This is a genomic window from Lichenicoccus sp., from assembly GCF_965276875.1.
GTDB lineage: Bacteria > Pseudomonadota > Alphaproteobacteria > Acetobacterales > Acetobacteraceae > Lichenicoccus.
Genome location: NZ_OZ255701.1, coordinates 3,735,338 through 3,755,247 on the forward strand (window position 1 = coordinate 3,735,338; position 19,910 = coordinate 3,755,247).

Consider the following 19,910-nt stretch of genomic DNA (forward strand, 5'->3'; position numbering starts at 1 on the left):
GCGGTGAGTGGAGGAGTTTCAAGCGGCGCCTCAGCCACCCATCTCGTGCTGATCCCTAGCTACAACACCGGCCCGCGTTTGCTGGCGACGGTGCGCGAGGCACGCAGCGCCTGGGCGCCGGTCTGGGTGGTGGTCGATGGCAGCACCGACGGCAGCGACCGCGCCGTGGCCGAGCTCGCGGCGTCCGACCCGAACCTGCGGGTGCTGGCCAGGCCGCGTAATCGCGGCAAGGGGGCGGCCATCCTCGCCGGCCTGGACGCCGCGGCGGCGGCGGGCTTCACCCATGTCCTGACGATGGATGCCGACGGCCAGCATCCCGCCGACCATATCGCCCGCTTCATGCATGTCTCGGTCCGCGCCCCCGAGGCGATGGTGCTGGGTGTGCCCCGGTTCGGCGACGACGCGCCGGGGTTGCGCGTCCAGGGCCGGCGTCTGTCGAACGCGTTCGCACGCCTGGAGACCGGCGACGGTGGGATCGGCGACAGCCTGTTCGGGTTTCGCGTCTATCCGATCGCGCCGTTGCGCGCGATCATGCGCCGCACCCGCTGGATGCGCCGCTTTGATTTCGACCCGGAGGCGGCGGTTCGGCTGGCCTGGGCGGGTGTCACGCCGATCCGGCTCGCAGCCCCGGTGCGATACCTGCGGCCGGAGCAGGGCGGGGTGTCGCATTTCCGCTATGGCCGCGACAATCTGTGGCTGGTCTGGATGCATCTGCGGCTGGGAGTGAGCGCGCTGGCCCTGCATCTGCCGGTGGTGCTGCGGCTACGCTCATGCTGCCCGCGGAAGAGCGCGCCCGAGCAGGCCTGACTGCCTGAGCCGCAGCAACAAAGGCGGCATGGCGCTCAGCACCACCGGGCGCCCCTCTCGGTCGCGCGCGCAGTTGCCGTCATGCATCAGCAGCACGTCACCGGCGGCGAGCCCGCGCGTCAGCCGGCGCACGGCGGCGCCCTGGTCGCCGGATACTCCGTCTAGCGCCCGCCGACTCCAGGAGGCGAGGCGCAGCCCGGCACTCTCCAGCACCGGCTGCAACAGCGGACTGCGCAGGCCCATCGGCGCCCGGAACCAGACCGGCGGCGCGCCCGTGCAGTCCGCCAGGATCGCCTGCGCCGTCATCACCTCGCGCGCCAGTGCCCGCGGTCCGAGCGCGGCGAACCGATACAAATGGTTCATACTATGGTTCTCCACCGTATGCCCGCGCCGCGCGATCTCGCCCACGAGTGCGGCCTGCGCGCGGGCCCGCGCGCCGATGCAAAAGAAGCTGGCGCGCATGCCGGCTTCGTCCAGCATGTCGAGCACACGCGGCGTCACCTCCGGATCGGGTCCGTCATCGAAGGTCAGGGCGACGGCGCGGCCCGGATCCTCCAGCCGGCTCAGGTTCGGTCCCAGCCAGCGGCTGCGCGGCAGCATTCCCGCGCCGGTGAGCAACGCCTGGTCAAGCACCACCGCGCCGGCCGCCCAGCGCCAGTGCCGCGGCCGCGCGAGCACGCCGGCCAGCGCCGCCGCGTGCAGCGCCACCGAGGCACGGACAAAACGATTCAGGACGCGCCCCGCCAGTGCAGGACCGCGACCCGCACGGTGTCGCGCAACGTCGCCTGGCTGCGGCCGCCCAGCAGCCAGCGACGCGCGGCGAACTCGAGCCCGAAGGTCGACGCCAGCAACGGCAGATCGATCAGGTTCACGAACACCGACCAGGCCCGCAGCGTGGCGAACCGCAGCAACAGCAGCGAGACCGCGATCTGCATTGGTCCATAGAGCGTCCATAGCCAGGTGACGCGTCGTGTGTAGACGCGCATCGTTGGCGTCAGCTCCGGCTCAACGATGCGCGCCATTGCGGTCACCAGCGGCTCGCGGCCGGGCAGCAGCGAGCGACCGAACAACAGCGTCAGGCCGCCATAGAGCGCGGTGTGCGAGACCAGCAGTGCCGCGACCACACCCAAACGCGGCATCAGCGCACACGCCGGCAGCGCCAGCAGAAAGGCCAGTCCGCCGGGCGAGCGCAAGGTCGCCACGCACAGGACCTGCACGGCGGCGAGTGCCGCCAGCGCGGTCCAGGCGAGCGGCCGCTGCAGACCGAGATGCAGCAGCAGGGCAGTCGCCGCCAGCAGCAGCGTCCAAACGCCGTGCTGTTGTCGCCTTTCCGCGGCTGATATAGAGCGAGCCATGGCGGACGATCCAGGACAGCAAGTCAGCATGCGTGCCGCAGTCGCTCACGCCGCGCAATCCACAATGGAGGCGGAGGTCGCAACCCTCCTCGTCGAGACCCTGCAGCTCGAAGTCGCGGCCGCCGACATCCTGCCCGGCGAGCCGCTGTTCAAGGAGGGGCTTGGACTCGACTCGATCGACGCGCTGGAGATCGCGCTGGCGCTGTCGCGCCGCTACGGCATCGAGCTGAAGTCAGACGACGAGCGCAACGGCGAGATTTTCTCCAGCCTGCGCGCGCTGTCTGCCCATATCGAACGGACCCGCATACGCTGAGCCGCGAGCCCCTCACCGATCGGACGCCGGACGCGATCCTGTTCCGCGCACCGGGGCGGGAGATCTCGGCGCGCCGTTTCCTCGCCGATGCGCTCTGGCTGGCGGCGCGGCTGCCGCCCGGCGGCGCGGTCATCAATCTGTGCACCGATCGTGCCCGCTTCGCCGTGCTGTTCGCGGCCTGCCTGCTGGCCGGGCGTGTATCGCTGCTCAGCGGCGATCATTCTGCGCGCGCGGTGTCGCGTATCCACACCGATCACCCCGGCAGCATCGCCCTCGACGACATTGCTGTCGCCGCAATCGGGCCGGCCGCCGACCTGTCGGAGTCCTGGCCGCCGCCGGCACTGCCTTTGGCCCAGCAAGCCGCCATCGTCCTGACCTCCGGCAGCACCGGGGCGCCGAGTGCCGCGCGCAAATGCTGGGGCGAGCTGGTCGCACGCAGCCAGGCGGCGGCCGAGCGCTTCGGGCTTGTAGGCGGGGGGTCGCCCGCGATAGTCGGCACCGTGCCGCCGCATCACATGTATGGCTTCGAGACCACCGTGCTGTTGCCGCTGCATGGCGACTGCGCGAGCTGGTGCGGACCGACCTTCTATCCGGCCGACATACGCGCAGCCCTGAGCGAGGTGCGCGGCCGGCGTATCCTGGTGACCACGCCGGTGCATCTGCGGGCTTTGCTCGAACAACCGCTCGAACGCCCGCCCGAGCAGGTGATCTCGGCCACGGCGCCATTGGAGCAGGCGCTTGCCGCGCGCGCGCGCGACGAGTGGGGCGCGCTGGTGTCGGAGATCTTCGGCGCCACCGAAGTCGGCTCGATCGCCAGCCGGCGCACCCTCGACGAGGCGGGCTGGACGCTCTATCCCGGGATCGCCCTGTCCGGCACGGACGAAGCGCCGGTCGTGCATGCCCCGCATGCCGCACCACACCCGCTGAGCGACATCATCGAGCGGCATCCGGACGGCAGCGGGTTCCTGCTGCTCGGACGCAGCGGCGACCTGGTCAAGATCGGCGGCAGGCGAGCCTCGCTCGAAGGCCTCGGCCGAACGCTGCGGGCCATTGATGGCGTCATCGACGGCGTGTTTATCGTCCCCGACGACCTCAATCAGCGTCCCGGCGCGCGGCTGCTGGCCTTCGCGGTGGCCCCCGGAGGCGACGCCCGTGCCCTGCTGGCGGCCTTGCGCCACGAGATCGATCCGCTGTTCCTGCCGCGACGGCTGATCCTGTGCGACCGGCTGCCGCGCAACGAGGTCGGCAAGCTGCCGCGCGAGGCGTTGCGGGCACTGCTGGACAAGGCGGATGACTGAGGCCGCCTTCACCATCGCCGCCGACCATCCCAGCCTGCCGGGCCATTTTCCCGGACGCCCGATCGTACCGGGGGTCGTGCTGCTCGACCATGCGCTTGCGGTGATTGCGGCCGCTCACCCCGGCCAGGCGATCTGCGCCGTGCGAGGGGTCCGCTTCCGGCGCCCGGTGCGACCCGGAACCACGCTCATTGTGCAGTGCCGGCCGGCGACGCGCGGCGGCATCGAATTCACTGCCGCGGATGCCGACGGGCCCGTGTTGTCAGGAATTGCCAACCTGTCGGACCACCCACCGGTGTGAGCTGGGCCGCCGATCGCGAACTCGGCAGTGCCGCGATGCTGCGCATCATGGTCTGGCTCGTGCGCCGTCTCGGCTGGCACACTGGCACCGCGCTGCTCTACCCGATCACGCTGTATTTCTATCTCGCCTCGCGCCCGACCCGGATCGCCTCGCGCGACTATCTTCGGCGCGCGTTGGGCCACCGGCCGCACGAGGGCCAGGTGCTGCGCCATATCTTCACCTTCGCCTGCGTGATCCTCGACCGGGTGTTCTTCCTGACCGGGCGCACGCGCGGTTATCAGCTGGACGTCAGCGGGCTGGAGGCGCTCGATGCGATCCTGGACGCTGGCCGCGGCTGTGTGCTGCTGGGTTCGCATATGGGCAGCTTCGACGTGTTACGGGCGTTCGGTCGCGGCGCCCCGGTCAAGGTGCGGCCGGTTATGTTCCGGCGCAAGCAGGGCCCGCTGACCGCCATGCTGGAACGGCTCGACCCGGAGATGGCCGCCGGCATCATCGAGATCGGCCGACCCGGCGCCATGCTCGACGTACATGAGAGCCTCGCCCGCGGGGAAATGGTGGGCTTCCTCGCCGACCGCGCACCCGACGGCGAGCGCACGTTGCCGGTCGCCTTCCTCGGCGACGCGGCGCGTTTCGCCGGCGGTCCACTGATCATCGCCTCGGTGGTGCAGGCGCCGGTGATGCTGTTCTACGGCCTGCGCACCGGCCCGCGTCGCTACGCGCTGCGTTTCGAGCCGTTCGCCGAGCGGATCGTTCTGCGACGCGACGCCCGCAATCAGGATTTGCGGACGTGGATCGAGCGTTATGCGGCGAGCCTGGCCGAGCGCTGCCGGGAGACGCCCTATAACTGGTTCAACTTCTATCCGTTCTGGAGAGGCTGAGATGCGTGCCCCCCGCTGCCTGCTCGCCGGCCTGCTGGCCGCGGTCCCGGCCTACGCAGATCCCGCGATCCTGCGCCAGATCGCCGAGGGGCTCGCGAGCCAACCGTCGCGCACCGCCAGCTTCACCGAGGAGAAGCACATCTCCAGCCTGACCCAACCGCTGCAAAGCCGAGGCCAAATGGTCTTCCGCAAGCCCGACACGCTCGAGCAGCACACCACCGCGCCACACCCGGAGACGCTGGTGATCGCCGGCCGCGAGGTCAGCATCAGCCGCCCGGGTGCCGCCACCCGCCGGCTGTCCACGGGTGACAGCCCAGCCTTGCGTATCCTCGCCGACACCTTGCGCGGCGCGCTCGCCGGCGACGTTGCCGCGTTGCGCCGGCATTTCCGGGTGAGCGAGGCGGGCCCACTCTCGGCCTGGCGGATTACGCTGCTACCGGGCGGCAACGTCACCGCCCAGGTGGTGCGTCGCGCCACCATCGACGGCAGCTTCGCCGAGGTCCGCCAGATCGACATCGCCCAGGTGGGCGGCGACGAGCAGCGCATCATGCTGACCCCGGAACGGTGAGGGCGCCGCTGCTCTCGGCCATGCTGCTGGCACTGGCGCTCGCGGGGCTGGTGTTCAGCCAGATCCGAGTCCGCAGCGACCTGACCGCGTTGCTTCCGGCGGCAGGGGACCGCACCGCCCGGCTGATGACGCAGGAGCTGCGCACGGGCACCGCCTCCAGCCTGCTGATGATCGGGCTTGAAGGGCGCGACGCGGCGTCCCTCGCCAGCCTCAGCGACCGCCTGGGCGCCCGCCTGTCGGCCGATCCGCGGTTCCGCTTCGCCCAGAACGGCCGGCATCTGCTCGCCCCCGAGGTGATCGCCGCCCTGTTCGCTGACCGCTATCTGCTGGCGCCCACGCCCCCAGACGCCTTTTCTGTCGCCGCCCTGCGCGCCGATTTTATCAAATTGCGGCATGGCCTCGAATCCGCGGCCTCGCCGCTGGTGCAGCAATTCGGCATGCCCGACCCCACCGGCGCCCTGCCAGCACTGCTCACCACCTGGCAGGGCGGCGGCGGGGCCACGCTCCGCGACGGCGTCTGGTTCGCCTCCGGCCCAGGCCCGACGCGCGCCCTGCTGATTGTGCGGATGCGCGCCGGCGGCGACGATCAGGCCGGACAGGCACGCGCCTTGGGCGCCCTGCGCGCGGATTTCGCGGCCCTCAATCCCCATGCGCGTCTGTTGCTGACCGGCGTGCCGGTGTTCGCCGAAGCCGCCGCGCTTGCAGTACAGTCGGACGTGCGGCTGCTCTCCGTCGCCTCCCTGGTCCTGGTGACAGGCTGGCTGGTCTGGCGCTTCCACTCGGCCTGGATGCTGGCCGCGATCGCCATCTCGGTGCCGCTAAGCCTGGCGGCGGCGGCGCTGATGGTGCAGGCAGCGTTCGGCTTCGTGCATGCCATTACCCTGGGCTTTGGCATGGTCATGTTGGGGATTACCGTCGACTACCCGGTGCTGCTGGTCGGCCATCGCAAACGCGGCGAGCCGGCACCTGTCACGATCCGGCGAATCCGGAGCGCGTTCACACTGTCGGTGCTGACCGCCAGCCTCGGCCTGTCCGGCATGGCGGGCTCGTCGTTTCCCGGCGTGGCGCAACTCGGCCTGTTCGCGGTGACCGGCATCCTGACGGCAGCCGCGGTGACCCGCTGGCTGCTGCCGCCGCTGATCGAGCAAGCCGGGATCGCCCCCGCTTATGCCGGCAACCCGGTCCTCCTGCAACGCGTCGAGACCCTGCGAAGCTGGCGGCTGCTCGGCCTGCTGCCGGTCGCCGCCGCCGTCGTCGTTATAATCGTGCGGCCACCGCGCCTCGATCGTGACCTCGCCGGCCTGGCCCCGGTGCCGCCGGCGCTGCTGGCTCTCGACAGGCAGTTGCGCGGCCAACTCGGCGCCCCCACGATCGGCCAGTTGGCGCTGGTCGGCGGCGCCAGCCGGCAGGCGGTGCTGCAAGCCGAGGAGGCCGCCGGACCGCTGGACGGCTTCGAGGCGGCGTCGCTTCTGCTGCCGAGCATCGCCGCACAGCGCGCGCGCCAGCAGGCGCTGCCGGACGCCGCCGCCCTGTCCGCCCGCATCGACACCGCCGCCCGCGGCCTGGGCTTCACCGCCACCGCGTTCGCCGGCTTCGCCCACGATGTCGCCGCCGCCCGCACCCAAGCCCCGCTCACCGAATCCGACCTGCCCTCGATCCTGCTGCGCACCAGGCTGGATTCGTTGTTGTTCCGCCAGCGCGGCACCTGGTATGGCGCGGTGATCCCCCGACAGGCCACCAACGAGGCGCGCCTTGCCGCCAGGTTTGCGCACCGGCCCGGCTGGCGCTTCATCGATGTACGCGCCACCACCGAGCGCGTGGTCTCCGGCTATACCAGCCAGGGCTGGCCCTATCTCGCCGCCGGGGCCGCTGCCGCGACCCTGCTGCTGTTCCTCGGCCAGCACGACCCCTGGCGCACCGCGCGGGTGCTGGGCGCGATCGCCGCCACCCTGCTGGTCAGCGTCGCCATCCTCGACCTCCGACGCGGCAGCCTTTCATTGATCCATCTGGTGGCGCTGCAGTTCGTCGGCGGCATCGGCCTCGACTATGCGCTGTTCTTCGCCCGCACCCAGCTCGACGCCGAGGAGCGCGCCCGCACCATGCGCACGCTGATCACCTGCAACGTGATGGCGCTGCTGACCTTCTCGTTGCTCTGCCTGTGCCATACCCCGCTGCTGCGGCAGATCGGGGCCACCGTCAGCATCGGTGTGGTGCTGGCGTTCGGCTTCGCTTTCCTGTTCGCAGGCCCAGCGCCCACCAACCGTGAGCACGCCAAAGAGACGCCATGACGCCGCTTTTTCTCACCGCGACCGCCCTGGTCACCGCCCTCGGACGTGGCCTGCCCGCGACCCTGGAGGCGCTGCGCGCCGAGCGCTCGGCCCTGACCCCATGCGACTTCGACGATGTCCGCGTCGGTGGCCATATCGGCCGGGTCGCCGGCCTGGAGGCCGCACCCCTGCCGCCGGGCCTCGCCGGCTATGATTGCCGCAACAACCGGCTCGCCCACCTCGCGCTACGCGGCGACGGCTTCGCCGCCGGCGTCGCGGACGCGATCGCGCGCTACGGCGCCGGACGCATCGCGGTCGTGCTCGGCACCAGCACCTCGGGGATCCTCTCGGCCGAGAACGCCTACCGTGCCCGCGACCCCGACACCGGGCTGCTGCCGGCATGGTTCTCCTACAATGACAGCTACGATTTATTTTCTCTGCCGCGCTTCGTCGCGGCATGCCTCGGCGTCGAGGGGCCGATGATGACCGTCTCCACCGCCTGTGCCTCGTCCGCCCAGGCCTGCCTCGACGGCGCCCAACTCATCGAGGCGGGTGTCGTCGACGCCGCCATAGTGGGCGGCACGGACTCGCTGTGCCGGCTGACATTGAACGGCTTCAATGCACTCGAATTGGTCTCGCCGGAGCGCTGCCGGCCGTTCGACGTCTCGCGCACCGGCATCTCGATCGGCGAGGCGGCCGGCTTCGCCCTGCTCGAACGCGCGCAGCACGGTCCCGCCGACCTCGCCTTGCTCGGAGTCGGCGCCTCCAGCGACGGCTACCACATGTCCTCGCCGCAGCCGGACGGCATCGGGGCCGCGCAGGCGATGCGCGCCGCCCTACACAGCGCCGGCCTGGAGCCCGACGACATCGACCATGTCAACCTGCACGGCACCGGCACCCGCGCCAACGACTTGATGGAGGGGATCGCGATGCGCGGACTCTTCGGCGGGACCATGGCGTGCGCTTCAACCAAGGGCTGGACCGGGCACTGCATGGGCTCCTCCGGCATCGTCGAGGCGCTGATATCGGGCCTGTGCATCGCGGGCGACCTGCTGCCCGGCTGCCTCGGGCTCGGCACGCCCGACCCTGCGATCCCGATCACGCCGACCCGACGCAACACGCAGGCACCCGTCGCGCGCGTGATGAGCAATTCCTTCGGCTTCGGTGGCGTCAATGTCAGCTTGGTGCTGGGGCGGGCGCCAACATGATCGCACTCGGCCTCACCGGCGTCGCCGTCCGCGCACCCGGCCTCGGCACCTGGGCCGAGTCCTGCCCGATCCTCGCCGGACGCACCTTGCATGACCCCACGGCCACCCTCGACATCCCGCTCCCATCGATGCTCTCGCCCAACGAGCGGCGTCGCGCCGGACCGCTGGCCAAGCTGGCGCTCAGCGTCTGCGAGGAGGCGTCGCTGATGGCCGGCCACGCCCCCGGCGCGCTCGCCTCGGTATTCGGCAGCTCAAACGGCGACGGTGCCGTCGTGCACGACCTGCTTGACACCCTTGCCAGCCCCGACCCGTTACTCTCGCCGACGCGCTTTCACAACTCGGTGCACAACGCGGTCGCCGGCTACTGGGCGATCGCGACCCGCTCCTCAGCCCCGGTGACCTGCCTGGGCTGCCACGACGCCACCTTCGCCGCCGCCCTGCTCAAGGCCGCGGCACAGGCCAGGAGCACCGACGCCCCGGTGCTGCTATGCGTCTACGACGCACCGATGCGCCTGCCGCTGGGCGCGCTGCGCACCACCACCATCGGCTTCGCCGCGGCCTTCGTGCTGACGCCAACCCGGTTGCCGCAAGATCTCGCTTACGTGCGGGTCGCCTTCTCGCCGAGCCGCACAGGGCCCGAACCTGCCCCGATCCAGGCCGCCCTGCGCCTCCTCTGGCAAGCCAATCCCGTCGCTCGCGCTTTGGTCCTGCTGGAAGCGATCGCCAGCGGTGCTGACGCCACCTTCGGCTTCCCCTACGCCGCTGGCCTGCTCATGGTGGAAAGCGCGCCGCGCTGAATTCATACGAATTTCATGCGTGTTGACGGGTGGCTATGCTTTGACCCACGGGTCAAGGAGAACAGCATGCTCGTTCATTTCGACCCGTCTTCCGGCGTCATTGTCGCGATGCTGTTGGTATGTTTCTTCTTGGTGCTGGCGTTCGAGGCGACAAACGGGTTTCACGATACCTCGAATGCTGTGGCGACGGTTATCTACACCAATTCGCTCAAGCCCATCCCGGCGGTGATCTGGTCCGGCCTCCTGAATTTCATCGGCGTGCTGGTGGGCGGCATCGCGGTGGCCTACGCGCTGGTGGAAATCCTGCCGCCCGACGTGCTGACGCCTCCCAACGGCGCACCGGCCGTGCCGATGCTCGTCTCGCTGTTCGCGTCGGCGTTGTTCTGGAACATGCTGACCTGGTATTTTGGCATTCCGAACAGCAGTTCGCACTGCATCATCGGTTCGCTGATCGGCGTCGCCGCGAGCGATGCTTTGCAGCAGTCGCGCGCCCTCGGCCAGGGCGTGGACTGGCACCAGATCGTCAAGGTGCTGGAGGCGCTGGCGGTGTCGCCGATCCTGGGTTTCGTGTTGGCGGGCGGGCTTTATGGGGTGTTGCGGCTGGTGGTGCGGCGCGGCCATCTGTTCGAGCCGCCCGAGGGCGATACGCCGCCGACCTGGTGGCTGCGCGCACTGCTGATCCTGACCTGCACGGGTGTGAGTTTTTCACACGGCACGAACGATGGTCAAAAAAGCATCGGGCTGATCATGCTGACGATCATCGGACTGATGCCGGCAACCTACGCGCTGAACCCGAACGCGCAGACGCAGCTCTCTGAGCTCGGCAGGAATGCCGCCCTGGCGGTCCCGCTGATCCGGCACTATGGCGATGACCGCAGGGATCGTGGCGTGCAGGCGGCGCAGGCACTGGTGCGGATGAACGAGGCGGCGCCGCAAACGGGCGCACGAAATCCGGCACGGTCGCAAGTGCGTGGCGACGTGTATGAAGTGCTGAGCCAGTTGAAGCATGTGGGCGAGGCGAAAGGGCTCTCGAAGGCCGATCGCGCCAAGGTTGCGGGCTTGCGCAAAACCATGGGGCCGCCGGTGCATTACGCGCCGATCTGGGTGCGCGTGCTCAGCGCCGTGTGCCTCGGCGCCGGTACGATGGTCGGCTACAAGCGGGTTGTGCGAACCCTCGGCGAGCGGCTGGGCAAGCAGCATATGACACCGGGGCAGGGAGCCAGTGCGGAGCTGGTAGGATCCGTCCTCATCGGCACGGCCGGCTTTACCGGACTGCCGGTCAGCACAACGCATATCATCACCTCGGGCATCACCGGCACGATGGTCGCCGGTGGCCAGGGCGTGCAGACAGGTGTCCTCGTTCGGATCGGGTTAGCGTGGCTGTTCACGCTGCCGGTCACGATATTGCTGGCGGGAGGATTGTTTTACATTCTGAACAATCCAGGATTTTAGTTCGGCCCACGCAGCAAGCAACGACGCGGGACATTACGAGGGAGCAGGTGGGAGATGTCGTGCGCTTTTCGACTATGGCCGCCAGCGACAATGATCAGCCCGCGATGACCATCTCGCCTAGGAATTGTGGAGGGCGGACGCTGAGAGTTCTGGTCATCACAGCCTACTTGCAAGAGCAGGCCATAATGATAACGTTTCATCATGATCTCGATGCGGATGCGGTGAGCGTCTCCTTCCGATGATCCGGCCCGTTATGCCGAGACCCGGGAAGTCGCTCCTGGCCTGATGATCGATTTCGATGCCAACGGCAATGTCCTAGCCATCGAGGTGCTAGGCGCTGCGGCACGCAGTGCCGCTGCCAGAGCCAAGGCAGCATGAGCGACCTGGATATCGGCGGCACCCGCAAGCGCGGACGCCCGCGGCGTCAGACTCCCAAGCTGCAGGCTACTAAGGCGGATCCGCCAGAGGATTGTCGGTACCCGAGACTCAGACTACAATTTTGCATTGGAAATAACGGGGAGCTAAGCGGATGGATCGCTTCGTTTTTTCTTCAGCAAACGCCGCCAGGAACACAGACCTTCATGCCTCGGACGGCGCCGCGTCCGACACGACGCAGATCCTCGACGTCGGCGCCACGGGTTCGATCACCGGCCTGCGGAACTGGCGCGACAAGCCGATCATCGCAACCCTGTATGGCGTCCTTGTGTCGGACGGCACCGCCTCCGGGACCGTCGCCGTGCCCGCGGGCGATCAGCCCGGCGCCCACCGCTCCACCGCCGTCGCCGGCAACATGCTGTTCGTCGCGGCCCCGGGCAGCAACGGCGCCTCCGGCACGCTCACCGTCAGCGACGGCACCGCCTCCGGACCCGTCCCCGTCCGCGTGCCCGGACTCGCCTCCATCTCCGACGCGCTCACCGTCGTCGCCAACGGCGTTGTGTTCGACGGGACCGATACCTCCGGCGGGCAGGCGCTGTTGACCTCGGACGGCACCGGTTCCGGCTCGATGGAACTGGCGCTCCCCTCGGGAGTCGCGGTCAGTGCCGCCAGCGTCATCGCGGCCTTGCGGGCGCCGGACGCCGTAGCGCCGGTCGACGCCGGGACCGTCACCCTGCCCGGCGGCGCGCAGTACTACGCGGCGATGCCGGGCACCACGGTGCTGGCAGGCTCCGGCGCCGATACCATCTCCGCATCCCTGGGCCAGGTCACGGTGCTCGGCAGCTCGGGCTCGCTGCTCTTCGTCGGCGGCGCCCACCAAAGTTCGGTGACCGGCGGCGCGGGCTCGGCGACCCTCTTCGGCGGCGCGGGCGGGGGAACGTACGCAGGAGGCGCCGGTGGAAACAACATCCTGGTCTCCGAGAACGCCATCGATGCGAACACCACCCTGACCGGCGCGGCCGCCGGCGATCGGATTTTCGGGTCCGCCTACGGCAGTGACCTGCTCGTCGCCGGCGCCGGCCGTGAAAGCGTCGTCGGCAGCTCCAGCTACACGACAATCGACGGAGGCACCGCTCCGGACGTGATCTTCGGCGGAAGTGCCACCGTCAATGGCGGCGCCGGCGGCGGCGACACCATCGTCGGCGGTTCCGTCGTCAACGCCCGGGACGGCGACGCCATCTTCGGCGCCGGGAACGTGATCGGCAGCGCCAGCGGCGCGGACACCATCATTGGAGCTCACGGAGTGACGGGGCAAGGCGGCAACATGCTTGTCACCGGCGACCCTGAGGACTCCACGTCGATCCTTACCGGTAACGGCGCGAGCCTGATCTTCATGGAGGGCGGCATTAACAACCCCCTTTATGTCACCGGCGGCAACGGCTCGCTCCAGGTCGTGCTCAGTTCGGGCGACGCCACGATCAACGAGGGCAACGGGCCCGCAACGTTCGACGTGCTCAACGACATCGTATCAAACGCCACCGCCATCTCCGGCTTCAAGCCGAACATCGACCGCATCGACGTGTTCGGCCTGACCCCGACTGATCTGACCGTCAAAGTCGTGGGGGGCAACAGCCTCATCAACCTGCCCGCCGGGACGCCCGCCGGCATCGAAATCACCCTCCTCGGCGTGACCGATGTGGGCCACAGCATCGTCTTTGCCTGAGCGCCCAGGGCAGCGTTCTTTCAAATAAATCCCGTTGCTGGCGGCGATGCGCCTACCCGCATATCGGCCTGCTACACCTGCCATCCTATTCGCCGGAACTGAACCCGGTGGGGAACGTCTGGGAACACCTGCGAGAGCAGCTCTCGAACAGGGTCCATGACGGCTACGATATCATCGTCGACGCTTGCTGCGCCGCCTGGAACGCCCTCATCGCCATCGCCGCCAGATCATGGACAAGAGGTCATGACGTTGGGCCGTTTGTATTACTCCAGATTGGTATGCCGCGCCCGCATCCCGTCTTCGCTTTCGCCCAGCCGTTCGGCGAGACGGGTGACTAGATATTCGCTGAACAGGAATTGGATCGCCTCGAAGGCGCTGCCCATGGTGAAGGGGGAGGGGTCGCTGGAAGGGCGCGCCATGGTGCGGGCGGGGATCAGTATTACGCGGTCGGCGAGAGGGGCGAGCGCGGCCTCAGGCTCGGCGGTGAGCAGGAGGACGCGGCCGCCGGCCTTGCGGACGATGCGCATCATGGCCGCGGTGGTGTCGAGCGTGCCGGGGCCGGCGCTGGTCAGCAGCATGTCGCCTTGCAGCAGCGGCGGTGTGGTCATGTCGCCGACGACATGCACCGGCAGGCCGAGATGGAACAGCCGCATGGTGAGTGCGCGCATCATCAGCCCTTCGCGGCCGAGCGCGTGCAGGGCGATGTGCCGCGCCGCCAGCAGCTCTTCGATCAGGCCATCGAAGACGGCGGGATCGACTGCGCGTGCGATCGACTCGAGTTCGCGGCAGGCGGATGCGGTCCATTCGGGAAATCCCGGTTCGCTCATGACGGTCTCCGACGCAGCAATGGTTGCAGGTGACGACGCAGCAGGTTGACCCCTGCGACCGCGATCAGTGTGGCGCCCCAGATGGTGAGTGTCAGGAAGCCGCTGAAGCCGAGCAGGTTGAAGGCGGTGCTGATCAGTTGCAGGATTGCCAGTGCGATGAGCAGGCCGCTGACCTTGCCGAAACCGCCCATCGGATCGATGCCGCCGAGCACGCCGGCGAGCACCGTGACCAGCAGGAAGCTCTCGCCGTAAGCGGCGTTGGCGGAGTTGAAGCGCGCCATCATGATCACGCCGCCAAGCCCTGCCAGCAGCCCGGACAGGGCATAGATGCGCACCAGTACCCGGCGCGTGTCGATGCCGGAGTAGCGCACCGCCGGCTCGTTGGAGCCGATCATCGCCACCAGGTTGCCGAACGGCGAATGGTTCAGCATCACCGCGATCGGGGCCGCCACCAGCAGCAGCACGATCAGCGCCACCGGTATGTCGAGCAGGCTGGCATTGCCGAGGAACAGCACCAGCGGCGGAAAGCCCGCGATCACGCCGCCATGGGTGAGGCCAATGGCCAGTCCCTTGATCATCGTCATCGTGCCGAGCGTCGTCAGGATCGGCGAGACATCGAGATAGGCGATGATCAGACCGTTCAGCGCGCCGATGGCGCAGGCGACCAGCAGGCCCACGCAGAGGGCGCCGATCTGGGAGGCCACGGCGAGCCCGGCCGGATGGGTGGGAACCAGATGCACGAGCAGATAGCCCGAGACCAGGGCGCTGAAATCGGCCACCGCGATGATCGACAGATCGAGGCCGCCGGACAGGAGGGCCACCATCATCGCCAGCGACAGCAGGCCGAGTTGCGGCACCTGCAACGCCATCGATTGCAGGGAGCCTACGGAGAACAGCGAGCCGCCGAGCAGTGCGCCAAACAGCGCCACCAGCAAAGCGAGCAGCGCCAGCAGGCCGCGATTGGTGGCGCTGATCCTCATTGGATGGCCTGCTGCTGCTGCGCGATGACCCGGCGTCTGGCCGCAGCCTGGCGTCGCCGCTCCCACGACAGGGTGGAGACGGCGACCAGGATCACCGCGCCATCGAAGAACTGCGTCCAGTACGACGACAGGCCGAGCAGGATCAGCCCGTTCTGCATGATCGCGAGCAAAGCGACGCCGAGCATCATGCCGAGCACGCTGCCCTGGCCGCCGGTAAGGCTGGCGCCGCCGAGCACGACCGCGGCCAGCACGTCGAGCTCGCGCCCGACCAGCACGCTGGGCGCGATCGACTGCGCGAGCTGCCCCTGTGCCAGGGCCGCAAGACCGGAGACGCAGCCGAGGAAGCCATAGACCACCAGGTTGAGCCGCAATGCGTTGAAACCGACACGGGCTGCGGCCTCCGGATTGCCGCCGAGGGCATAGATCTGGCGCCCGATGCTGGTGCGGTTGAGCAGCAGCCACGCCAGGCCGAAACAAACGAACAGGCCGATGATCTGCGCGTTCAGCACATACGGATTCTGTTGCGCGTCGGTATAGACGACCCAGGAGAAGGCATCGAGAAACCAGTCCGGCAGCGCATAGAGCTGGTTGCCGCCGCTGAAATACATCAGCAGCCCGTAATAGACGTTCAGCATGGCGATCGAGACGATGATGCTCGAGATGCGCAAGCTGCTGATCAGCACCGCGTTGACCAGCCCGAGCAGGGTGCCGATGCCAAGCCCGAGTGCCAACAGCATCGACCAGCCACCGTGCCAGTGCAGCACCAGCACCACGCCGACATATTGCGCCACCGAGGCGATCGCGGTGAACGAGATGTCGATGCCGCCGGAAATCAGCACCACCAGCAGTCCGGCGGCGCACATGCCCGTAAACGACGCCGCGGTCAGCAGGTCCAGCGCATTCTGCGCGGTAAGGAAGCGCGGGCTGGCGAGCGAAAGCGCCACCACCATCAGGGCCGTCACGATCAGCAGCCGGAACTCGTGGCTGCGCCGGAAGCTTCTAAGCATCGAGGGCCTGCTTGAGCGCCTCGGGCGTGCTGTCCCCTGGTACGATCTCGCCATGCACATGACCGTCGCGCATGATCAGCACGCGATCGGTGTGATAAAAGACCTCGCCGATCTCGTCGGAGATCATGATCACGGCGAGGCCGTCCGCGGCCAGCTTGCGGACGATGGCGTAGATGCCGTCCTTGGCGCCGATATCCACGCCCACGGTCGGGCTGTCCAGAATCAGCAGGCTGGGTGCCGTGGCCAGCCATTTCGACAGTACCACACGCTGCTGGTTGCCGCCGGAGAGCGTGCTGACCGCATTGTCGGGATTGGCGACCTTGATGCCGAGGGCCTCGATCCAATGCACCACTGTGGAGGCGCGCAGCGGCGTGGGGATCAGGCCGAGGCGGCGGCCCAGCCGTTCAATGACGGCCAGGATGATGTTGGCCGCGACCGATTGTGGCATGACCAGCCCCAGCGACAGGCGATCCTCCGAGACATAGGCGATGCCGCGCCGGATCGCCTCGCTTGTCTGGTGCCGGGTCAACGGCTCGCCGCGTATGAGGATTTCGCCCCCGTCCGGTGGGTTCATGCCGAACAGCGACAGAGCGAGTTCGGTGCGCCCGGAGCCGAGGCGTCCGATGATGCCGAGAATCTCGCCCGCCCGCACGTCGAGTGTGATCTCGCGGTAGTCGCCGGCGCGCGACAGATTGCGCACCGAGAGCACGGTCTCGCCGAGTGTGCCCGGCGGCGCGCGCAGGCTGTAGTCGAACAGCTTGCCGGTCATCAGCTCGCCGAGCCGCTCGCCGGTCATGCCGGCGGCCTCGAACGTGCCGACCTTCTCGCCATTGCGCAGCACGGTGACGCGGTCGGCGATTTCGAGCACCTCGTCGAGCCGGTGGCTGACGAACATCACCGCGATGCCGCGCCGCTTGAGTTCCAGGGCGAGCGCCAGCAGCGCATCCACCTCGTGCCGGGTCAGCGACGCGGTGGGCTCGTCCATGATCACCAGCCGCGCGTCCGCCGCCAGCGCCCGGCAGATCGCCACCAGCTGGCGCTGCGCGATCGGCAGATCGGCGGCAAACGCGTCGAGATCGAGCGACACCCCGATCCGCGCGATCGCCGCCGCCGCCGTCTCGCGTATGGCGCGCGTGCGCACCAGGTGCACGCCGCGATGCAGCCCGACCGCGATGTTCTCCGCCACGGTCAGATTGGTGAACACAGAGAGGTCCTGGTAGATCACCTGGATGCCGCGACGGATGCTCTCGGCGGGGGTGAGGTGCGGCACCGTCTCACCCGCTACGCGGATGCTGCCGCCCGCCTCCGCCGGCTGCACGCCGGAGACGATCTTGATCAGCGTCGACTTGCCGGAACCGTTCTCGCCGGCCAGGCAATGGATCTCGCCGACGGCGACGTCGAAATCCACATCCTTGAGGGCCGCAACTCCGCCGAAGCGCTTGGAGATCGCGCGCAGACGCAGGAAATCGGGCATGGGTGCGGCGTGTGTTGCTCTACAGGCCTTGTGCGATCAGCCCGTCGACCGTCTGCTTGTTGATGGTCAGGATGCGGTTGACGCTGATCAGCTTGCCGGGGACATCGACGTTAGCCTTGCCGAGGCCGGGGATGTCCATGCCGTCATGGAAATCCGCCTTCTTGAGTGTGAGATTTGCGACCGCAACCATCGCGAACCCGGCATCTTTCGGGCTCCAGACGAAACATTCGCGCACCGAGCCGTTCATCAGCAGCGGCTTGACCTGCGAGGGGATGGCGGTGCCGAGGATTGCGATCTTGTGCTGCAGATGGCGCTGATGCACCACGTTGCCGGCGCCGATCGCGCCGTTCGAGCCGAAGCCGATGACCCCGCGCACCTTCGGATAGGCCTGCAGCACGGTGCGCATGACCTGCTCGGCGGTGTCCACCTCGTCCGCGCCCGGAAACCGCGACGTTGCCAGCTTCATGTTGGGGTAATGCGCTTTCTGGTAGGCGATGGCGGCGTCGGCCCACTTGTTGTGCAGCGGCGTGGTCAGGGTGCCGACCATCAGGATGTATTCGCCCTTCCCGCCCATGAAGCCGGCGAGTGCCTTCATCTGGGTCTCGCCGAACACCTTGCTGTTGATCATCTCGACATCCCAGGTGCGGTTGTCCTGGTTCGGCCCTTCCTGGGTGATGACGATGATGCCGGCATCCTGCGCGCGCTTGAGCACCGGCCCCAGCACCTTTACATCGAGCGGGATCAGGCCGATGACCTGCACCTTCTTGGCGATCAGGTCCTCGACCATCGACACCTGCTGCGCCGGATCGACATGCGCGGGGCCGATCATGGTGGCGTTGATGTCGAATTTCTGGCCGCCCTCCACGATCCCCTTATCGACCAGATTGAACCAGGGGATGCCGATGATCTTGGCGACCGTCACCATGTCGGGCTCGGCCGCCCGTGCCGCGAGCGGCCATCCCGCGGCCGCGACCGCTGACACCGCTGCCATGCTCTTGAGTGTCGCGCGCCGGTTCATCATGTTTCTCTCCCGCCTTGTTCTTGCTGTCCGCGACCGCGAACGCTGTTTGGCAGCGCAATCATTCAGCACGATCCCGGACTTGTAAACGGCGTGATCGACCGCACGGGTATCCAGGCGCTGCTCCCGCACCAGGGGACGATGTGCCTGCTGGACAGTGTGCGCTCGTGGTCGGCGGCTGCCATCACCGCGACCGCGCGCTCGCACCTGGACGCGGACAACCCGCTGCGGCGTGCCGGTCAGCTCTCGATGGTCTGCGGTGCGGAGTATGCGTTTCAGGCCGCGGCGCTGCACGGTGCGCTGCGCGCCGGCGGGGTGGCGCAGCCGCAGGGTTACGTCGCCGGGCTGCGCCTGGACGCAATCGGCGGTCCCCGGCTTGACGATGCCGCGTACGGGCTGCTCATGATCGAGACGATGCTGGAATTCGACGACCCGAGCGGCATGATCTACGGGTTCCGGCTGCTCAGCGAGGGCGGCGGGCTGCTCCTTGCCGGGCGCGGGACAATCATCTTCCCGGGCGTGTTGCCGAGACAATGAGGCGGGCTTTGGTCACCGGCGGCGCTTCGGCGATCGGCAGCGCGATCTGCCGCCGGCTTGCCGAGGACGGGATGCACGTCACGGTGCATGCCCACGCCAATCCCGATGCGGCCGATCGGCTGGTGGCACGACTCCGCCAGGACGGCCATGCCGCCGACCGGCTGGTCTGCGACCTCGCCGACTTCGAGGCGAGTGCCGCCGCCTTCGCCACCTTCGCGCAAGCGGCCGAACCGGTGCAGGTCATCGTCCACAATGCCGGCGCGCATGACGACGTCCCGCTCGCCGGCATGTCGGCAGCACAATGGCGCCGCGTGCTCGCGGTCTCGCTCGACGGCTTCTACAACGCTACCCGGCCGCTGCTGCTGCCGATGATGGCGACGCGCTGGGGCCGGGTGATCGCGTTGTCCTCGGTGGCGGCAGCACTCGGCAATCGCGGCCAGGTCAACTACGCCGCCGCCAAGGCCGGGCTCGAAGGGGCGGTCCGCTCGCTCGCGCGCGAACTCGCCAGCCGCGGCGTCACGGTCAACGCCGTCGCCCCCGGCGTGATCGCCTCGCCGGCCTCCGACGCAGCCTTCGACGCGGGGACAATCGCCACGATGGTGCCGATGAAACGCGCCGGGCGGCCCGAGGAGGTCGCCTCCCTGGTCGGATTCCTCGCCTCGGACGCGGCCAGTTACGTCACCGGGCAGACCATCGGCGTGAATGGTGGCATGATTGGGGCGGGATGA

General features: G+C 68.6%; 20 protein-coding genes and 2 pseudogenes. 15 read left to right on the plus strand and 7 right to left on the minus strand.

All coding sequences use genetic code 11. The features are described 5' to 3' along the window. The first annotated feature begins 3 nt into the window (after positions 1 to 3). Entirely contained in the window at positions 4 to 807 is an 804-nt protein-coding gene (locus tag ACQY4K_RS18095; protein ID WP_428391586.1) for a glycosyltransferase family 2 protein, read from the plus strand. Here ACQY4K_RS18095 and ACQY4K_RS18100 read toward each other — a convergent pair. Both ACQY4K_RS18100 and ACQY4K_RS18105 read right to left on the minus strand, forming a co-directional pair. After that, positions 769 to 1,515, minus strand: a complete 747-nt coding sequence (locus tag ACQY4K_RS18100; protein ID WP_428391587.1) for a polysaccharide deacetylase family protein — start codon at positions 1,513 to 1,515, stop codon at positions 769 to 771. The two genes, ACQY4K_RS18095 and ACQY4K_RS18100, sit on opposite strands and share 39 nt — an antisense overlap. Positions 1,516 to 1,535: 20 nt before the next feature. Next, positions 1,536 to 2,162, minus strand: coding sequence for a hypothetical protein (locus tag ACQY4K_RS18105; RefSeq protein ID WP_428391588.1), 627 nt, complete (start codon positions 2,160 to 2,162; stop codon positions 1,536 to 1,538). A 28-nt stretch (positions 2,163 to 2,190) separates the two neighbouring features. Here ACQY4K_RS18105 and ACQY4K_RS18110 point away from each other — a divergent pair, with 28 nt between their 5' ends. The 12 genes and pseudogenes from ACQY4K_RS18110 to ACQY4K_RS18165 all read left to right on the plus strand — a co-directional run. Continuing rightward, positions 2,191 to 2,475, plus strand: a complete 285-nt coding sequence (locus ACQY4K_RS18110) for a phosphopantetheine-binding protein (protein WP_428391589.1) — start codon at positions 2,191 to 2,193, stop codon at positions 2,473 to 2,475. Between the two features lie 164 nt (positions 2,476 to 2,639). Next, the gene (locus ACQY4K_RS18115) at positions 2,640 to 3,773 is read left to right on the plus strand and encodes an AMP-binding protein (RefSeq protein ID WP_428391590.1); all 1,134 of its coding nucleotides are present in this window, start codon (positions 2,640 to 2,642) and stop codon (positions 3,771 to 3,773) included. After that, positions 3,766 to 4,071, plus strand: a complete 306-nt coding sequence (locus tag ACQY4K_RS18120) for a 3-hydroxyacyl-ACP dehydratase FabZ family protein (protein ID WP_428391591.1) — start codon at positions 3,766 to 3,768, stop codon at positions 4,069 to 4,071. The genes ACQY4K_RS18115 and ACQY4K_RS18120 overlap by 8 nt, the downstream gene beginning before the upstream one ends. Further along, a complete protein-coding gene (locus tag ACQY4K_RS18125; protein ID WP_428391592.1) occupies positions 4,068 to 4,949 on the plus strand; it encodes an acyltransferase in 882 nt (293 codons plus the stop codon). Before ACQY4K_RS18120 ends, ACQY4K_RS18125 begins: the two co-directional genes overlap by 4 nt. Before the next feature lies 1 nt (position 4,950). Further along, positions 4,951 to 5,517 carry a LolA-related protein gene (locus tag ACQY4K_RS18130; protein WP_428391593.1) on the plus strand — a complete coding sequence of 189 codons (567 nt, stop codon included), beginning with the start codon at positions 4,951 to 4,953 and terminating at the stop codon, positions 5,515 to 5,517. After that, complete coding sequence (locus tag ACQY4K_RS18135; protein WP_428391594.1) at positions 5,514 to 7,805, plus strand: MMPL family transporter; 2,292 nt, start codon at positions 5,514 to 5,516, stop codon at positions 7,803 to 7,805. Before ACQY4K_RS18130 ends, ACQY4K_RS18135 begins: the two co-directional genes overlap by 4 nt. Further along, positions 7,802 to 8,992 carry a beta-ketoacyl-[acyl-carrier-protein] synthase family protein gene (locus tag ACQY4K_RS18140; protein ID WP_428391595.1) on the plus strand — a complete coding sequence of 397 codons (1,191 nt, stop codon included), beginning with the start codon at positions 7,802 to 7,804 and terminating at the stop codon, positions 8,990 to 8,992. The genes ACQY4K_RS18135 and ACQY4K_RS18140 overlap by 4 nt, the downstream gene beginning before the upstream one ends. After that, positions 8,989 to 9,789 (plus strand): beta-ketoacyl synthase chain length factor, encoded by an 801-nt coding sequence (locus tag ACQY4K_RS18145; protein WP_428391596.1) that lies wholly within the window; start codon positions 8,989 to 8,991, stop codon positions 9,787 to 9,789. The genes ACQY4K_RS18140 and ACQY4K_RS18145 overlap by 4 nt, the downstream gene beginning before the upstream one ends. Positions 9,790 to 9,855: 66 nt before the next feature. After that, positions 9,856 to 11,241 carry an inorganic phosphate transporter gene (locus ACQY4K_RS18150; protein WP_428391597.1) on the plus strand — a complete coding sequence of 462 codons (1,386 nt, stop codon included), beginning with the start codon at positions 9,856 to 9,858 and terminating at the stop codon, positions 11,239 to 11,241. Between the two features lie 255 nt (positions 11,242 to 11,496). Then, positions 11,497 to 11,619 (plus strand): annotated as a pseudogene (locus ACQY4K_RS18155) (DUF2283 domain-containing protein); the annotation flags it as partial. Positions 11,620 to 11,770: 151 nt separating this feature from the next. Further along, positions 11,771 to 13,339 (plus strand): hypothetical protein, encoded by a 1,569-nt coding sequence (locus ACQY4K_RS18160; RefSeq protein WP_428391598.1) that lies wholly within the window; start codon positions 11,771 to 11,773, stop codon positions 13,337 to 13,339. 59 nt (positions 13,340 to 13,398) lie between these two features. Further along, positions 13,399 to 13,572, plus strand: a pseudogene (locus ACQY4K_RS18165) (transposase); the annotation flags it as partial. 30 nt (positions 13,573 to 13,602) lie between these two features. On the opposite strand, the gene ACQY4K_RS18170 reads toward ACQY4K_RS18165, so the two are convergent. Genes ACQY4K_RS18170 through ACQY4K_RS18190 form a run of 5 tightly spaced genes read right to left on the minus strand, consistent with a single transcriptional unit; the run spans position 13,603 to position 18,648 of the window. Further along, positions 13,603 to 14,166, minus strand: a complete 564-nt coding sequence (locus ACQY4K_RS18170) for a hypothetical protein (protein WP_428391599.1) — start codon at positions 14,164 to 14,166, stop codon at positions 13,603 to 13,605. Continuing rightward, positions 14,163 to 15,146, minus strand: coding sequence for an ABC transporter permease (locus ACQY4K_RS18175; protein WP_428391600.1), 984 nt, complete (start codon positions 15,144 to 15,146; stop codon positions 14,163 to 14,165). The genes ACQY4K_RS18170 and ACQY4K_RS18175 overlap by 4 nt, the downstream gene beginning before the upstream one ends. Next, positions 15,143 to 16,153: an ABC transporter permease gene (locus tag ACQY4K_RS18180; protein WP_428391601.1), complete on the minus strand. Its 1,011-nt coding sequence runs from the start codon at positions 16,151 to 16,153 to the stop codon at positions 15,143 to 15,145. Before ACQY4K_RS18180 ends, ACQY4K_RS18175 begins: the two co-directional genes overlap by 4 nt. Then, positions 16,146 to 17,627 carry a sugar ABC transporter ATP-binding protein gene (locus tag ACQY4K_RS18185; RefSeq protein WP_428391602.1) on the minus strand — a complete coding sequence of 494 codons (1,482 nt, stop codon included), beginning with the start codon at positions 17,625 to 17,627 and terminating at the stop codon, positions 16,146 to 16,148. The genes ACQY4K_RS18180 and ACQY4K_RS18185 overlap by 8 nt, the downstream gene beginning before the upstream one ends. Positions 17,628 to 17,646: 19 nt before the next feature. Continuing rightward, a complete protein-coding gene (locus ACQY4K_RS18190) occupies positions 17,647 to 18,648 on the minus strand; it encodes a substrate-binding domain-containing protein (RefSeq protein WP_428391603.1) in 1,002 nt (333 codons plus the stop codon). Positions 18,649 to 18,738: 90 nt separating this feature from the next. On the opposite strand from ACQY4K_RS18190, the gene ACQY4K_RS18195 reads away from it, so the two are divergent. After that, the gene (locus tag ACQY4K_RS18195) at positions 18,739 to 19,182 is read left to right on the plus strand and encodes a phosphotransferase (protein WP_428391604.1); all 444 of its coding nucleotides are present in this window, start codon (positions 18,739 to 18,741) and stop codon (positions 19,180 to 19,182) included. Beyond that, a complete protein-coding gene (gene fabG / locus ACQY4K_RS18200) occupies positions 19,179 to 19,910 on the plus strand; it encodes a 3-oxoacyl-ACP reductase FabG (protein WP_428391605.1) in 732 nt (243 codons plus the stop codon). Before ACQY4K_RS18195 ends, fabG begins: the two co-directional genes overlap by 4 nt.

Excerpts from the sequence above, each read along its gene's own strand:
- ACQY4K_RS18105 (WP_428391588.1), bottom strand. The coding sequence starts at position 2,162 with ATGGCTCGCTCTATATCAGCCGCGGAAAGGCGACAACAGCACGGCGTT.
- ACQY4K_RS18110 (WP_428391589.1), top strand. The coding sequence starts at position 2,191 with ATGCGTGCCGCAGTCGCTCACGCCGCGCAATCCACAATGGAGGCGGAG.
- ACQY4K_RS18120 (WP_428391591.1), top strand. The coding sequence starts at position 3,766 with ATGACTGAGGCCGCCTTCACCATCGCCGCCGACCATCCCAGCCTGCCG.
- ACQY4K_RS18130 (WP_428391593.1), top strand. The coding sequence starts at position 4,951 with ATGCGTGCCCCCCGCTGCCTGCTCGCCGGCCTGCTGGCCGCGGTCCCG.
- ACQY4K_RS18140 (WP_428391595.1), top strand. The coding sequence starts at position 7,802 with ATGACGCCGCTTTTTCTCACCGCGACCGCCCTGGTCACCGCCCTCGGA.
- ACQY4K_RS18145 (WP_428391596.1), top strand. The coding sequence starts at position 8,989 with ATGATCGCACTCGGCCTCACCGGCGTCGCCGTCCGCGCACCCGGCCTC.
- ACQY4K_RS18150 (WP_428391597.1), top strand. The coding sequence starts at position 9,856 with ATGCTCGTTCATTTCGACCCGTCTTCCGGCGTCATTGTCGCGATGCTG.
- ACQY4K_RS18160 (WP_428391598.1), top strand. The coding sequence starts at position 11,771 with ATGGATCGCTTCGTTTTTTCTTCAGCAAACGCCGCCAGGAACACAGAC.
- ACQY4K_RS18170 (WP_428391599.1), bottom strand. The coding sequence starts at position 14,166 with ATGAGCGAACCGGGATTTCCCGAATGGACCGCATCCGCCTGCCGCGAA.
- ACQY4K_RS18175 (WP_428391600.1), bottom strand. The coding sequence starts at position 15,146 with ATGAGGATCAGCGCCACCAATCGCGGCCTGCTGGCGCTGCTCGCTTTG.
- ACQY4K_RS18180 (WP_428391601.1), bottom strand. The coding sequence starts at position 16,153 with ATGCTTAGAAGCTTCCGGCGCAGCCACGAGTTCCGGCTGCTGATCGTG.
- ACQY4K_RS18185 (WP_428391602.1), bottom strand. The coding sequence starts at position 17,627 with ATGCCCGATTTCCTGCGTCTGCGCGCGATCTCCAAGCGCTTCGGCGGA.
- ACQY4K_RS18190 (WP_428391603.1), bottom strand. The coding sequence starts at position 18,648 with ATGATGAACCGGCGCGCGACACTCAAGAGCATGGCAGCGGTGTCAGCG.
- fabG (WP_428391605.1), top strand. The coding sequence starts at position 19,179 with ATGAGGCGGGCTTTGGTCACCGGCGGCGCTTCGGCGATCGGCAGCGCG.